The sequence below is a fragment of the uncultured Veillonella sp. genome (assembly GCF_963551295.1).
Taxonomy (GTDB): Bacteria; Bacillota; Negativicutes; order Veillonellales; family Veillonellaceae; genus Veillonella.
The window spans coordinates 1-15,547 of record NZ_CAUVFT010000003.1; the positions used below are offsets into that span (position 1 = coordinate 1).

14 protein-coding genes and 1 pseudogene are annotated in these 15,547 nt (G+C 37.5%); 6 read left to right on the forward strand and 9 right to left on the reverse strand.

Going from position 1 to position 15,547, the window contains the following annotated elements:
- Positions 1-143: 143 nt before the first annotated feature.
- On the reverse strand, positions 144-221 hold the full coding sequence (locus RYO55_RS09730) for a putative holin-like toxin (RefSeq protein WP_223209338.1): 78 nt from the start codon (positions 219-221) through the stop codon (positions 144-146).
- Positions 222-441: 220 nt separating this feature from the next.
- Here RYO55_RS09730 and RYO55_RS00985 point away from each other — a divergent pair, with 220 nt between their 5' ends.
- Positions 442-1,656: a hypothetical protein gene (locus RYO55_RS00985; protein WP_314983781.1), complete on the forward strand. Its 1,215-nt coding sequence runs from the start codon at positions 442-444 to the stop codon at positions 1,654-1,656.
- Positions 1,657-1,748: 92 nt separating this feature from the next.
- Positions 1,749-2,519, forward strand: a complete 771-nt coding sequence (locus RYO55_RS00990) for a hypothetical protein (RefSeq protein ID WP_314983782.1) — start codon at positions 1,749-1,751, stop codon at positions 2,517-2,519.
- Between the two features lie 228 nt (positions 2,520-2,747).
- Here the strand turns inward: RYO55_RS00990 and RYO55_RS09735 are convergent, their stop codons facing one another.
- Entirely contained in the window at positions 2,748-2,825 is a 78-nt protein-coding gene (locus tag RYO55_RS09735) for a putative holin-like toxin (RefSeq protein ID WP_223209338.1), read from the reverse strand.
- A 224-nt stretch (positions 2,826-3,049) separates the two neighbouring features.
- Here RYO55_RS09735 and RYO55_RS00995 point away from each other — a divergent pair, with 224 nt between their 5' ends.
- A complete protein-coding gene (locus RYO55_RS00995; RefSeq protein ID WP_123137851.1) occupies positions 3,050-3,646 on the forward strand; it encodes a hypothetical protein in 597 nt (198 codons plus the stop codon).
- 171 nt (positions 3,647-3,817) lie between these two features.
- On the opposite strand, the pseudogene RYO55_RS01000 reads toward RYO55_RS00995, so the two are convergent.
- Together RYO55_RS01000 and RYO55_RS01005 are read right to left on the reverse strand one after the other, a co-directional pair.
- Positions 3,818-4,264 (reverse strand): annotated as a pseudogene (locus RYO55_RS01000) (acetate uptake transporter); the annotation flags it as partial.
- A 15-nt stretch (positions 4,265-4,279) separates the two neighbouring features.
- Positions 4,280-4,429 (reverse strand): hypothetical protein, encoded by a 150-nt coding sequence (locus RYO55_RS01005; RefSeq protein WP_243632510.1) that lies wholly within the window; start codon positions 4,427-4,429, stop codon positions 4,280-4,282.
- 614 nt (positions 4,430-5,043) lie between these two features.
- Here RYO55_RS01005 and RYO55_RS01010 point away from each other — a divergent pair.
- Positions 5,044-7,311, forward strand: coding sequence for a YadA-like family protein (locus RYO55_RS01010; RefSeq protein WP_314983784.1), 2,268 nt, complete (start codon positions 5,044-5,046; stop codon positions 7,309-7,311).
- A gap of 81 nt (positions 7,312-7,392) precedes the next feature.
- The gene (locus tag RYO55_RS01015) at positions 7,393-8,235 is read left to right on the forward strand and encodes a hypothetical protein (protein ID WP_314983786.1); all 843 of its coding nucleotides are present in this window, start codon (positions 7,393-7,395) and stop codon (positions 8,233-8,235) included.
- Positions 8,236-8,385: 150 nt separating this feature from the next.
- Here RYO55_RS01015 and RYO55_RS01020 read toward each other — a convergent pair whose 3' ends face one another.
- Complete coding sequence (locus RYO55_RS01020) at positions 8,386-9,693, reverse strand: APC family permease (protein WP_308521372.1); 1,308 nt, start codon at positions 9,691-9,693, stop codon at positions 8,386-8,388.
- Between the two features lie 15 nt (positions 9,694-9,708).
- Positions 9,709-10,449: a gamma-glutamyl-gamma-aminobutyrate hydrolase family protein gene (locus RYO55_RS01025; RefSeq protein WP_308521373.1), complete on the reverse strand. Its 741-nt coding sequence runs from the start codon at positions 10,447-10,449 to the stop codon at positions 9,709-9,711.
- A 220-nt stretch (positions 10,450-10,669) separates the two neighbouring features.
- On the opposite strand from RYO55_RS01025, the gene RYO55_RS01030 reads away from it, so the two are divergent.
- Positions 10,670-11,713: an AEC family transporter gene (locus tag RYO55_RS01030; protein WP_295815766.1), complete on the forward strand. Its 1,044-nt coding sequence runs from the start codon at positions 10,670-10,672 to the stop codon at positions 11,711-11,713.
- Positions 11,714-11,812: 99 nt separating this feature from the next.
- Here RYO55_RS01030 and RYO55_RS01035 read toward each other — a convergent pair whose 3' ends face one another.
- From RYO55_RS01035 to RYO55_RS01045, 3 genes are all read right to left on the reverse strand, one after another.
- Positions 11,813-13,369: a polysaccharide biosynthesis protein gene (locus RYO55_RS01035; protein ID WP_105086621.1), complete on the reverse strand. Its 1,557-nt coding sequence runs from the start codon at positions 13,367-13,369 to the stop codon at positions 11,813-11,815.
- A 3-nt stretch (positions 13,370-13,372) separates the two neighbouring features.
- Positions 13,373-14,302: a class II fructose-1,6-bisphosphate aldolase gene (fba, locus tag RYO55_RS01040; RefSeq protein ID WP_195394676.1), complete on the reverse strand. Its 930-nt coding sequence runs from the start codon at positions 14,300-14,302 to the stop codon at positions 13,373-13,375.
- A 251-nt stretch (positions 14,303-14,553) separates the two neighbouring features.
- Positions 14,554-15,528 (reverse strand): RluA family pseudouridine synthase, encoded by a 975-nt coding sequence (locus RYO55_RS01045; protein WP_302498332.1) that lies wholly within the window; start codon positions 15,526-15,528, stop codon positions 14,554-14,556.
- Positions 15,529-15,547 lie beyond the last annotated feature (19 nt).

Here is a 15,547-nt window from a genome sequence, read left to right on the forward strand (position 1 = left end):
ATAATTTATATCAAAGTGAGGCATAAATGGTTTCGACGCCAGACTTCGCTTCTAGAATTTAATGTTGAAGAAACGGTCTGACTCTCAATGTCGGGCCTTTTTTCATACCACGATTAGAAAGCTAGCTTTTAGCTAGAGGTTAATCACTTTGCTGCCATGATAATGGTCGCTACAAGTATGCCAAAGGAAATCATGAGTGATAACACTTTGAATGTACTCATATTGATCACCGCCAATCTCTAGAAGATTAGCAAAGGCTGGACCCATTTAGAGGCCTCAAGTTCAATATAGTGTTGTCAATTATAAAAGTAAATAGATGAGAGGTTCCTAATAGTCACCTAGGTGACCAATAGGAACCTCTTTCGTTTTGTAATCATATTCATAATTGTGTTCTTATTATGTTACAATACAGTTAAATTATAGTTTTATAGAGAGAAGTATATGTTAAAACAATTATTATTAAGTGCAATTATCTTGAGTTCTGTAAGTGTTACTAGTTATGCAATTGATGTAAATCTTCCTGGCGCAGATCCAAGTATTTCGCGTGATGCATATGTACAGGCGGTATATACGACTGACAAAATTGAGTCTGCTTATGATGAGAAATTTAAAAAGGAGGCAGATTCATTTTCGGTTTATTTTAAAGCGCGCTTTAATCAAGAGTTTGGTGTAGTAGATGACGATGCAGTAGAATCCTTAAAAAATGAGTTTTATACTATTGAGCGCCGTAAGTTTGATGGTAATACAGTAGTGAATCTACATAATAAAGAGGGCGGATTATCAGTCACATTCCCATTTAGTGCAGTACAAAAAGAGACAATACGTGATTTTCCAGATGCAACGGCTAGTTATTTATTTCAGTCCCCTTTGATTGCTGCAGGTATTATTGAACGTAAAATGTCAGGTTCTCCTGATAAAACAGATGTGGTTTTTAAATATGATGGTCTTAGTAAAAGTTACTGGAGAAAAACAACTCTTAGTCGCGCTGTAGATATGGATATTATTGCTTTAAATTTTGAGTTGAGCAAGCATTCTAAGCAAGCATATAATGTTATTCTGTATCCTCGTGCAACGGAGAGTGTCACATCAAGTGATATTAATAGAATAATGGCAAATTATATATTGCCTTCAATTCATTCTCTTCAAGTTTTAGATAACTATAGCCGAGTAGAAAATTATAAGAACTATTCTTTTAGAGTCCCTAAAACAGCCGTTAAAGAAAATAACCCTAATGTTAAGCTAGATGGTGTAACTTTCACAGTTGATAAAGATTTAAGTCAACAAATTTTGATTGAGCCTGCGAGTAAATTAGAAAAGGGTATATTTAGTTCATTTGACGAAATTCATCTGTTACATAAAATTGATAATAAGACTGCAGAGTTCTTTGGATTTCCTGGATCCCCAAAGATTACCAAAGGTAGCCATTCCTTTGTTTGGAATGATGGTGTGCCAGGTTTATTACTAGATCTTGAATTAGATAATCGACAAGGTATATTGATGTTTATTACTTATGATGAAAGTTTTAAGTACCAAAATTCAATTCAATATCCCTTAGATAATGGTGCATATACTAAGGCACAGTTACGAAAATTAATTATAGATGCAACATTATCTGACACTGGTAATATGTATCAAGGAGGTGTTTGGTTTATCTAATCCTTATTTTTATCTTGAATTGCAATAAGTAATTAATTCAATAATTAAGGCGCTAATAATTAGTTTTTCTTTTAGTGAAAGCGGTGTCCTAGATGAATGTAAATCATGCGTTATTAATATTTAAATCTGCACTAGAATATGCTGATTTTAAGGGGATTAATAATTTGTTAGCAGACAATTGTAAGTATATTAATGTTGAGAGGAATATATTAAAAAATGGAAAGGTAGAAGTATATGATTTTCTAAATTCAATGGCAAAAAGGACCAGAGATGAAAATGTAGCCGTGTATGCACATATGATGACACTTTGGGGGGAAACCAAAGCAAAAGAGTTTTTTTATGAAGGTCAAAGAGGGCTCGCTATTGCATACAATGAAATAGACAATTATGCTATAGGTATGTTTATTGAGTTAGATTCAAATAATTTTATTAACAAAATTATTGTTAGTGATGAAATTCCGAGTTTTAGACTTGATAAACATCGTGCTGAACATAATTCACCTCCTATAGATTACATTTTTTATAAGACGCCTGTTGATTTTTTGGATTGGCTTACGGCCATTAGTATTTGGTTAGAAACTGGATATGTAAATGAGCATTCTTTTTATGATTCACTTGCTAATGAGTGCTGTGTACATTTTCAAAGAAAAAATCAAGAACCTATTTTGTTGTTAGGTAAGGAAAACATTATAAATGACTTTAGTAAGATAATGAATTTATTTTTCTATACTATGCCACATATAATTCATGATAAGACTAATAGATCCTTTATAATGTATGGACCTATGACGATTGAAATCGGCCGTAGTTTAGCGGGACCAGCAAATTTTATACATATTTATATTGACGACACTGGAGATTAGTTTGTATATTATTTCTTGCATAGGTTTATTATGCTTTAAAACAGGGAAAGAAATCATGCGATTTCTTTCCCAGCAAAGATATGATATAATTTATATCAAAGTGAGGCATAAATGGTTTCGACGCCAGACTTCGCTTCTAGAATTTAATGTTGAAGAAACGGTCTGACTCTCAATGTCGGGCCTTTTTTCATACCACGATTAGAAAGCTAGCTTTTAGCTAGAGGTTAATCACTTTGCTGCCATGATAATGGTCGCTACAAGTATGCCAAAGGAAATCATGAGTGATAACACTTTGAATGTACTCATATTGATCACCGCCAATCTCTAGAAGATTAGCAAAGGCTGGACCCATTTAGCGGCCTCAAGTTCAATATAGTGTTGTGGATAATAAAAGTAAATAGATTAGAGGTTCCTAATAGTCACCTAGGTGACCAATAGGAACCTCTTTCGTTTTGTAATTATTATTATAGGATAGATAATTATGTTACAATACAAATAAGATAATAGTTTTTAGGGAGAGGGAAACTCATATGAAACGTTATATTATACTACTAAGCTTAGGTTTATGTTTAGCTAGACCAATGCTTTCACAAGCAGTGGATACAAAACCTATCATACATGTTACAAATGTACATAATGGTCAATATGATGAGGTGTTAGATGCTATTACAGCAACAAAGTTTTATGGACCGTATCAATTTCGTGTATTGAAAGAATCGATAGAAACAAAAGGGGAAACAAAGGATATTGACGGTAGAGTGTTTAGAACTTCTGATGATGTGTTTATGCATATTAAGGCTAGATCTATTGATAGTAATAGCCCTACTCTAGATGATGAGGTTAATCAGCTTATTAAAGATAGAACGATTCCTGAACCTACGGTAAAGATGGTATTGCCTGTTAAGCATGATGTAACAGAGGTCGATAATGATGGTGTGCGCAGTTTACTAGCCGAATTTATGTATGGCTGGCCATTACATAATAGGACGGATATGGTATTAGTTACTGATTATGAAGACACTCGTTACTATTATAAGTTGCAGTTTTATAGAGACAAGCTACCAAATGGTGTTCGCATTGAGCAGTTGCGCCAGATGATTATGGATGCGCAGTTTAGTTATAAATAAGGTGTATTTGATTAGACTTCCATATTTGTTTATCCTAATGTATTTAGTCAGTCTGTAATATTTAGCTGAACGGGTATAGTAAAAGTAAATTTAAAAGAGGTTCCTATGAGTCAACTTGTGACCATTAGGAACCTCTTTTGTTGTGCAAGAGTTTATATAGTTTTCAAACTATTATAATATGCTTTTACCTAAAGGAAATATAGTTTTACCGAATACTTTGTTAACAAGTACAGCACCAGAACCGTAGAAGCCCAAGAGGGATATGAATAATTCAGACCATGCTGCAAGAGCGAAAAAGCCTGTTTTGCCACCTAAGAATAGGTCTGTTGCTAGACCGAAGAATAGGAAGCAGATTAAGAGCATAATAGCGAATACAACTTTGTTTGTTTTTAAAGATGCAATAGTACCAAAGATAGAAAAGATTAAGAAGCCCACAAAAGCAAATGCTAATTGTGTTACATCAAAACCTTTATGAATTTCAGGACCGAAGGAACCCATTTGGATCAACCAAACGCCAGCCATTGCAGACCAGAATAAACCGTACGCACCAAATACAACGGATCCAAATGGATTGTTTTTCTTGAAATCAAAATAGCTTGCCATTAATTGGGCCAATGAACCTAATAAAACAGCCTAAGGTATAATAACGGATGTTGTTGGGCCAGACCAGCCTACACGGGACGTGGATACCACAAAACATACTACAGCGAGACCAAGTAGACCAAGACCAGTAGGATCTGCCACATTTTCACTCATTTCAACTTTTCTTACTTCCTTTTCCATTTGTTCCTCATTTCTCTGTCAACTAACTACAACTACACAGCCAAATCTTCACATGATTACAACTATTGTTATCTCCTATTAAATACTGTGTGTACTGAATTGACAGATAACCATTGTGAAAGTACTGCCTCATAAATGTAACATATATCACAGTTTTAGAGCAATAGAGTGAGTCATAGATGTATGCCTAAAACGCATATAAAGAAATACGTTAAAAACATATAAAAAGCGAAGAAATAATGAGGAATAAGATTTTAACCTTATATATTTCTACGCTTTTATCAGAATTAGTATTTAATGTATATAAATTTGTTATAGATTAAGGAGTACAATGCTATCTAGGATATTATTTAACGCTTGTCGATGTATTTGGTGCATAGGACCTAGGTATTTCCTAATTGAGTTCAATTATTAAATTATATTCACATAATCATTTATTAGAATTAGTGATAAATGATGTGTTGATATATGATGTACGTTGAGAAAATCAAAAGGCTTAGCGCATAATTTTTAACATTTTGACAAGCCCTATGTAATAGGCGTACCCTTTAATTAGAAACGTTTGTTATTATGTGATGTATTTTTTGTGTTGTTATATAAAAGGGGCGTAGAACATGGAAAAGAAAATGGGGCAACAGCCAAGCAGGTATAAAGCTCTCTTGACTGCTGTTTTAGTAACAAGTACGTGCGGTTGTTTATGGGGTAGTCCTGTTTATGGCGAAACTCCTGTTACTGATGGTAATGGTAATGAGTATTTAGCTAGTGATAATACCAATATTACCGGTAAAAAGAATACGGTAACTAGTGGTAAAAATGCTACTATCGTAGGGGATAATAACACAATCAGTAAAACCTTTCCAAACGAGAAGGGGAAACCAGTTAACTCCATGGGCAGTGAAGATGTGCGAATTGTAGGTTCAAACAATACCGTTCAAGGTAGTCGTAGACAGCATGTTATTGGTGACAATAACACATTAATTGCTCGTGATAAGGGAACTGTTACGGATTATAAGCATAAAACAGGGCGGGAGCCGAATACGTCTGATTTGACAATCGGTAGAGGCAATTTCCTTCGTGGTAATGACACCTATCGAAATGAATGGGATTCATTGACCGTTATTGGGAACAATAACAAAGCTGAATATAGTGTAGAGTCTGCTGGCGGTCCTGCTGCAGGTATTGTTATCGGGGACAATCAAAATCTTGATACCATAAGAGATTCTGTTGTTATAGGCAGTATGTCTCCGGCGGAACAGGCCGAAAAATCAGAAAGTGATCCGAGGGATAAAAAATATACAGTCGGTAGAAGTAGTACTATCATTGGATATCACTCAGCCAATTCTTCAGGAGGCAGTGTAGTCATTGGTAATCACTCAAAGGCAAATAGTATATTCCAAACCCTAACCGGTCATGGTTCCGTTATAGAGGGCGGAACGGAAATGAGTCGTTCATCGGGAGCATTTTCGTCATCCTATGGTAGTTTTAATAGTATTGAAAGTACTTCAACTGAAAATGATGAAGCCGATAGTATCGGTAATACGATAACTGGTAGTTTGAATAGAGCCTCTGGATCAACAGGAACCATGATTGTAGGTTCCGGGAATGAAGTAACAAATTCTAAGGCCTCTGTGATACCTCTTCCTGAATTAGGGACTACTTTGGGGAACTTTTATCTTGAAAGCGCTGAAATAGCTGGCATGGATAAGATAAATGGAAATCATGAAGGAACCGTAGAGGCTGGTCGTAAAAACATGAAGGCCTATATGGCGGGGCATGCTGGTGCCGTATCTATTTTAGGCAATAGTAATAGCGTTGATTATACGATGCGTTCCCAAATATCGGGTACTAATAATGCGTTAAAAGGCCAAGAAGGGCACATGAATGTTTATAATAACATGAGTGGATATGGCAATGAAGGTAGTAACATTAGCCGAACTACAATAGTTGGGACAGGTAATAGTCTAAAAAATGGCGAAGACAATGTGGTTATCGGTGACTTTCATAAGCTTGATGGTGGCAAACATAATGTCGTACTAGGCTCTATGGCTTCAGAGGAAAAAGAAGTAACAAAGACCCTTAAAAATTCTTGGGATGGTAGTGAAACTAAATATACTGTTAAGGAAATAGTTCCTACGAAACGCAATACGGCTAATATTGAAAATGCTGTTATGCTTGGATATAATACGGATGTTAAACATAATGGTGGTGTAGCATTAGGTAGTGATTCAGTAGCCTCTAGAGATAAAGGGGTTGCTGGCTATGATCCTTCTAGAAACGCTACCTCTACAGAAGGCTCCCCAACTTGGAAGTCCACTGCAGCAGCCCTTTCGGTAGGAGATTCAACAGGGAATACGGTTTTGACACGCCAAATTACGAATGTTGCAGCCGGTAGTGAAGATACAGATGCGGTCAATGTAGCTCAATTAAAACGGATTGCCACAGAATCTGCATCTACTATGGAACACCGATTCAGTCAAGTGGATACTCATATTAATCAGGTGGATAGTCGAGTTAAGCGTGTAGGGGCAGGCGCGGCAGCACTAGCTGCACTACATCCACAGGAGTTTGATCCATATGATAAATGGAATATTGCTGCCGGGTATGGCAATTATCGTGGCGCTAATGCCATGGCGCTTGGTATTTTCTATCGCCCTAATAGTAAAGCTTTATTCTCTGTTGGTGGAAGCTTCGGCGGAGGCGAAGATCTCCTTAATCTAGGTGTTAGTCTGAAATTTGGCAAAGGTAATCCTTATGCGGAGTATTCCAAGGCAGGGCTTATTAAGGTTATTAACGACCAAGATGAAAAGCTTAAACAACAAGACGAAAAAATCAATACCATGCAAGAACAAATTAATAAAATGATGGCTAAATTAGATCTTTAATATAGCTTTCTGTATTTATACACAGCCGACTATGTTACAATAATGTAATGTGGTTGGCTGTTGTATTATGCGAGGTAACTTATGACTGAAATACAAGCTCTTTTATTGATAAAATCTATTCTTGAGTCCGCAGATATTCATGGTATTGAAAACATTTTGGCTAAGGATTGTGAATACATGTCCACAGGGCGTGGTACTATTGGCCGCAATCGTAATGAAAGTATTGAGTTTTTATCCTCTATGACTGAGTCTATTAAGGCTGATAATGTGCCTGTTACGTGCAAGGTGATGCATATTACCGATGTGTACGAGGAGGATGCGCTATTCCATGAGGGCCGTCATGGTTTGACTGTTTCTTATGAAAGCGGCGATAACTATGTGTACATGATTTTTGTAGATGTAAATGATGAGGGGCTCGTAGACCGCATCGTATCTAGTCAGGAAAACTATAGTATTGAGTATGATGATCTCCGCTTTTTTGGCGACGATGAAAGTGAGTATGTTTTTATTTCTGCACCAACTACTGTAAAAGATTGGATTACAGCTCTCAGCATATGGCTTGAAACCGGGAATGTTGCTGTCGATGATTTTTATCAATACATCGATGAAGACACACGTGTTGTATTCCAAAAGGGCGATTCTGAATCGATTACTCTTGAAAGTGGCCTTGATGTAGAGGATTATTTTGATCAATTAATGAACCAACACTTTGATGCGGTGCCTCATATTATTCGCGATGAAGAAGATGGTCTTATTTTGACTTATGGTCCTATGAGTGCTATTGCTACACTTAATGAAGAAGGTGCATTAGCACTTATCAGTATCTATATCGATACACGCGATGAAGATGAAGCGACTGATGAGGTTGGTTATATCGAAGAGGACTTAACGAAGGAAACTATTATTGAAGAGGATCTATATTAGTCGATACTACTCATTTGATATATCTAATCTAATTAGGATTAATAGATAAAACAAAAACTACCAATTAAACATATATCTTTTAAACAGACCTTCTACTATGGAAGGATAAGCCACTAGATATTATGAATAACTGGTAGTTTTTTGTATTATTTACATTTCGTCATGGTCTTTAATGAGACCAGCTTTTTTCTTTTTCCAGTAGGAGTAGTAGAATGGCAAGATTACGATACAGCCGCCTAGACCCCATAATAATTGGTTAGTTTGAGCTTGGGCAAGCATCCATAGGGATGTGCCGATAGCGATGACTGGGATTAAGTAGCCACCAGGAATTGTGTAGGAACGAGCTTTGTTTGCCCATTTACGACGGAAGATAATTACAGCTAAACACGTTGGTAGATATTGTGTAAAACGAGATACCGCGCTGATTGCTGCTAGTGTTGTAAAGGAACCGGACCAGGCAAGTAAAACACTAGCAATGGCAGTAACGATAGCTGCTACATATGGTGCATTGTAACGATTACGTTTTGCCAAAGCACTTGGTAACATACCATCCTCTGCCATGGATGTTGCCACACGAGGAGCATAGTAAGCTTCGGCAAAGTTGATACCACCCATAGAGATTAATGTGCCTATTAATACGATATACATACCAATAGGTCCAACAATTACGTTGAATGCATCTTGTACTGGAGCCTTGGTATTTGCCAAGTCAGTACCGAGTACACCAATAGATACGGCGAGGATTGCCATATACAGAACGGATACGAGAAGCATACACATGATAATAGCACGTGGTAAATTCTTTTTTGGATTTTTCATATCTTCTGCAGCAATGGCAATAACTTCAAATCCTGTATACGCAAAGAATAGAAGCACTGCAGCTTGAGCAAATGATCCATCCACATAAGTATCTTGCGGGAAGACTGGCGTAAAGTTAGCTCCATTTATAAAGAAAATGCCAATTGCAATGAATAGGGCAAGAGGAACTAACTTAGAAATAGTGATTAAGTTGTTAACGAATTTTGATACGTTAACACCAAAAATATTTACAATGGTAAGACCTACAATCAAGATAAATGAAATAACATCTTTTGCAAAATCACCACTTAACGCCGGTACTGCAGCACCTAATGCGGTAGCAAAGCCAACGGCCATGGCGGCCCAAGCAATAACGGTTACAATCCATTTTAAAACGCCTACTTCGAAGGCCCAAAAGTCACCTAATGCATGTTTTGCATATAGGTAAGGTCCGCCATTACGTGTAAATAAGCTTGCCGCTTCAGCAAAGCAAAGGGCGATACAGCCTGCAATAACGGCGTCAAATAACAGGACGCCTAAGCTAGCGGAACCAATTATAGAATATGCTTTGTTTGGTAGTAGGAAAATACCTGTCCCTACAATACCATTGATGCCAAGGAGTACAATACTCCAAAAGTCAAATTTTCCTGTTTCTTTCATGATACAATCTTCCTACTATTTAGTTATATTTTCTCGAACTGCTTTTACGAATGCAGTAAATAAACGTTTTGCATTTTCATCACTTGTAGACATCATTTCTGGGTGGAATTGACAGGCGACTAACCAAGGATAGGATGGGTCCTCTAAACCTTCTACAGTACCATCCTTAGCTCTTGCTACAACTTGTAATCCTTTACCGACGTTTTTAACTGTTTGGTGATGATGGGAATTCGTAATCCAAGTATTGTAACCTATAGCACTAGCTAGTTTTGAGTTGGTCTCAATCTCTACAGTATGGGTACCAAGAGAAGGTGTTTGATTTTGAGAGTGTTTTATTGTACAGTTTTGATCATATTTTAAGTCTTGGAATAAAGAGCCGCCACGGTATACATTTAAGATTTGTAAGCCACGACAGATGCAAAAGATAGGAATTTGTTTTTCTTCTGCTGCTTTGATTAAAGCAAAGTCGAATTGATCGCGCTCCGGAAATACATCGCCAATACCTTGCAAAGGTTCTTCTCCATAGTGGAGAGGATATACATCATGACCGCCGGATAATAGTAAGCCGTCAAGTTTTGCTACCGTTTCGCGAGCTACATCAAGATTTTGGGTAAATGGAATTATAATAGGAATGCCACCAGTCTCCTCAATAGAACGAGGATAGTCTTGGTTTACGTAAGAACGCAATAAATCTACGTAAGGACCACCATTATCTCGTAAGATATTGCCGGATATGCCAATGAATGGTTTCATCATAATATCACCTCATATGTGTAAAAAACTGTACAACCTTATGTTAGTGTATCAGATTTTATGGATAAAAACACTACTAATAGATATAATTATAAGACTTATAATAGAGAAAATATGTTAAAGTTGATACATTTTACTATATTTTCTTTCAAGATATAGTTGTATATGTTTAGTGCGAAACATGATATGATAAACTACGAATGAACTGTGCGGGAGGTTTACTATGGTTTTTCTAACATCTTTACAAAGTATCATACCTATTGTGCTACTTATTTTGTTAGGATATATATTAAAAGGGCGGGGCATGTTTAATCCTACCTTTAGCGGTAATTTATCGCGATTTATCATGTCGGTTGCATTACCAGCAGGAGTATTTGTATCTGTATTACATCACCTACATACTTCTGATATATGGAATTTACGATATGGCATGTTAGTGGTTGTGCTAACATATGTTATCGCATATATCGTAGCGTTTATTATGATGAAAATGTTGAAAGTTCCTAAAGGACGACGTGGTATTTTTATCAATATGGTAGTAAATGATAACTGCTTGTTTATTGGGTTACCAGTGCAAATTGCACTTTTTGGTCAAGATGCGCTGCCGTATTTCCTGTTATATTACATCGGTAACACTATTTCCGTATGGATGGTGGGAGTATTCCTTATAGAACTAGATCCATTGCCAAATTCTGAAGTAGATTTTAATAATGGCTCCCATAAGATTGATAGTATAAATAATGGTTCAGTATCTACTGAAGGTAAAAGCAAGAAACCTAAATTTGATTGGAAGAAGTTATTACCACCACCATTGATAGGTTTTTTTGTGGCATTAATCTTCTTGTTCTTTGAAATTCCTTTACTTCCAATTTTGCATACTACCTTGAATTACTTAGGTGACATGGTAACCCCACTATCCTTGATTTATATAGGTATTGTACTTCATGATGCGGGCTTAAAAAGCATGCGTTTAAATAAAGACTCCATCGGTGGGATTGTAGGACGATTTGTCATTTCTCCGATTATCATGTTCTGTCTGATTACGGTCTTACAATATGGAGCAGGCATTGTATTAGAGCCAATCGCAATCATCACCTTTGTTGTACAATCAGCAGGACCAGTCATTGCTGTATTACCAATTGTAGCTAATGAATCAAAAGCTGATTTGCCATTTGCTACAGGTCTAGTTATGATCAGTACTATATTATTTGTTGTAGTAATTCCAATCATAATGGAAATTTTAACTATGATAGGTATACAAGCTTAAAATAAGGAAAAGATTAAAATAAGTAAATAAAAAATAGGTTCCTAATGGTCATATAGGTGGTGACTATTAGGAACCTATTTTTATGTAAGTATATACAGCTTATCTAAAGAATCTACCAACGAGTGGCATGCTAGCACCATCGTTTTTATTAAGGCCTTTTAAAAGAACCATGATAATTACGTATAGTAGTAATCCTTCAATACCTGTGAGTATAAAGTTAGCCCACATTGGTAGGATGTCTATTAAGTAATGGTAACTCATGAAAATAAGTATACCCATAACACCGGCACTGACCACGTTTTTCCAAAGCAGGGAAATATCAAGGAAGTAGCCTGTGTATTTTTTGATATAAATCAAGTTAAGTAATGCGGCAAAGCCAATATCAGCAACGGTTGCCCAAGCGGCACCGCCGATGCCAAGCCAAGGAATAGCAGTCAGTGTCCAGTTAAGGATGACCTTGATTATGAGGGAAATCCCCATATTTATGACTGGAATACGTGGTCTGTTGAGACCTTGTAGAATACCTGTTGTTACTTGATGTACACCTAGGAAGAATATAGAGAATGCCGTGATTTGCGTTGCTAGTTCTGCCTTAGGCGCATTGTAAATCAGTGTAACAGTTGGGGCAGCAAGTACATATAATAGCACTGTAAATGGTACGGTTGCCATAAATGTTAAACGCATAGAGCCAGCAGTGCGATCATATATACCTTGATGATCGCGTTTTGCAAAGGCATGAGAGATAGCTGGTACAATGCTTGTCGCAAGGGCTGCGGTAATGATGGTAGCCAAGTTGATGAGTGGTACCGCCATCCCAGTAAGGTAACCGAAGAGTTCTGTTACTTCGTTCATTGGGAACCCAGCATCTAATAAGCGACGTGGTACGATAAGTAAGTCGAGATTCGCCGTTAACGGTAACATGATACTTGCTAAGGAAATTGGTATGGACAAGGTTAAGAGTCGTGACAAAATTTCTTTAGCTGATTCACGGGGGCCATCGTAGCTTTCACCAGTACTACTTGCTTTAGGTAATTTGTAGTAGTAATACAACAGCACCAGGAAGGCCCCAAAAGCACCTACACCGGCACCTAAGCTAGCGCCACCTGCCGCGGCCGGTAAGCCGTAAGGTAATAAAATAGCAGCAGCACCAAGCATAACGATGACCCGTAGCAATTGTTCTACAATTTGGCTAATCGCCGTAGGCGTCATCATTTCATAGCCTTGGATATATCCGCGGAAACAGGAAATCCATGTTACAAAGAATACTGCCGGAGCGAGCGCGATGATAGAGTAGTAGGCACGGCTTTCAGCAATGAGACCACTAGAGATTAACCAATCTGCACCAAAGTACATGGCAAGACTGGCGATAAAACCTGTAATAGTCAACATTGTAAAAGAAATATTGAATACTCTCTTAGCACCACTAAAGTCGTGTAAGGCTAATCGTTCTGCCGTCAAAATAGAGATGGCAATCGGCACACCTGCGCTTGAAATTTGCAATAGTAACAAATAGATAGGAAAGGCCATCTGGTAGATGCCGATCCCTTCACCGCCCAAGATGCGGGATAGAAGAATCCAGTTGATACTACCGATGGCTTTCACTACGAAACCGGCAATGGTTAAAATTAAGGTTCCTTTTAAAAATCCACTAGCCATTGATTATAGTTTGTTGGAAGAACCCAATACATTTTTAATTTTGTGAGCTACCATGCCTTTAATAGCATCACGAGCAGGTCCTAAGTATTTACGAGGGTCAAATTCGGATGGGTTTTGAGCCAAGTATTCACGTACAGATGCGGTCATAGCAAGACGAAGGTCTGTATCGATGTTGATTTTGCAAACCGCCATTTGAGCTGCTTTGCGAAGCATTTCTTCAGGAACGCCTTGAGCACCAGGAATGTTGCCACCGAATTCATTACATTTTGCTACGAATTCAGGCAATACGGAGGATGCCCCATGCAATACGATAGGGAAGTTAGGTAATAATTCGCCAACTTTTTTCAAACGATTGAAGTCGAGGTAAGGGTCGCCTTTGAATTTGTAAGCACCATGGCTAGTACCAATAGCGATTGCTAAGGAGTCTACGCCAGTTAGGTGTACGAATTCAGCAGCTTGTTCTGGGTCTGTAAAGCGAGCATCTGCATCGGATACGTTTACATCATCTTCAACACCAGCCAAACGGCCTAATTCTGCTTCTACTACAACGCCATGAGCGTGAGCATATTCAACAACTTGTTTAGTGATTTTTACGTTTTCATCGAAATCATAGTGAGATGCGTCGATCATAACGGATGTGAAACCACCATCTACACAGTCTTTACAGATTTCAAAGGAATCGCCGTGATCAAGGTGAAGAGCAATCGGTAAGTTGCTGTCTTCAAGAGCTGCTTCTACGAGTTTTACAAGGTAAATATGTTTAGCATATTTACGAGCACCTGCAGATACTTGCAAGATAAGAGGGGATTGTTCCTCTTTCGCTGCATCTACGATACCTTGTACGATTTCCATGTTGTTTACATTGAAAGCGCCAACAGCATAGCCGCCTTCATAGGCTTTTTTGAACATTTCTGTAGTAGTAACTAATGGCATGTTGTCCTCCTTGGCTCTAGAGCCTGTCATATCATGTTATTAATACTGTGACTGCTAGTATTTCTAGCGCATATGAGCTAGATAAAAAAACTAGTGTTATTGCAATCATATATCAATTCAAGTTAAGTATATCAAGAAACACTACAAAGGGCCAATATTTTTTGTATAACTTATGCATAAAATTCGTCTTGTTATGTGACCCATGTGGGTTATTTCTGTGTAGGAGCATTTATTTAGGGTATTATATCAGCTCAATCGTTTAGCAATACTTTCATATCCTCCGGTATTTCTGCATGCAGTTCGAGCCATTCATTTGTTACGGGATGGTAAAAGCTGATGCGCGCTGCATGCAGTGCTTGGCGTTGGATAGATTCTAGATGACCACCGTATAAGTCATCACCAGCTAGTGGATACCCTAGTTGAGATAAATGAACTCGAATCTGATGGGTGCGTCCTGTGTGCAATAAGCACCGTACATGGGTAAACTGATTATAAGATGTAAGCGAGTTGTCAGTTGAACATACATTACTATTATTATTCATCGTAATTACATCATCAGAATTAATCTTACCACTACTGATTTTGCTTGTATTTTTACTAATAATAGTTATAACCGTGCGAGCTGGCTTTCCTTGGACTGTACAACAGCGTTCAATGATACTGCCTGGTTTACGACCTATAGGCCAGTTAATGCTTATAGGCACAGCAGGGAGATGTCCCTCTACGATAGCATCATAGCATTTGTAAAAATGAGTGTGCTTTTTATCAAAAGCATGTTGGACCACCGATGTTTTAGCAATGATGACAATACCAGATGTATCCTTATCTAATCGGTGTACAGGATGGAAATCATAATGCTGATTTGTTTCTTGGTAGTAATGAAGTACCCCATTTGCTAGTGTATGATCTCGTACAGTAGAAGTGGGATGCATGAGTACCCCAGCCGCCTTATTAATAACTAAGATATACTCGTCTTCATATATGATATCTAAGTTCATAGGGCTCAAGCTAAAATCTTGCTCAGGTGTTAATTTCATAACGAGATGATCGCCACCGTGAACGAGGGTATCCCAATTGGCAGGTTTATTGTTAACTGTTATGATGCCATCATTTCGTAAGCGTCGCCGCATGCGCTGTGAAATATGTTGTTGTTTTATAACATGATTTATAGATTGTGTGTGTACATTAGAGTTTACAATCAAATCGATTATTGTTGCTGCTTTCATACGTATTATTATAACAAAT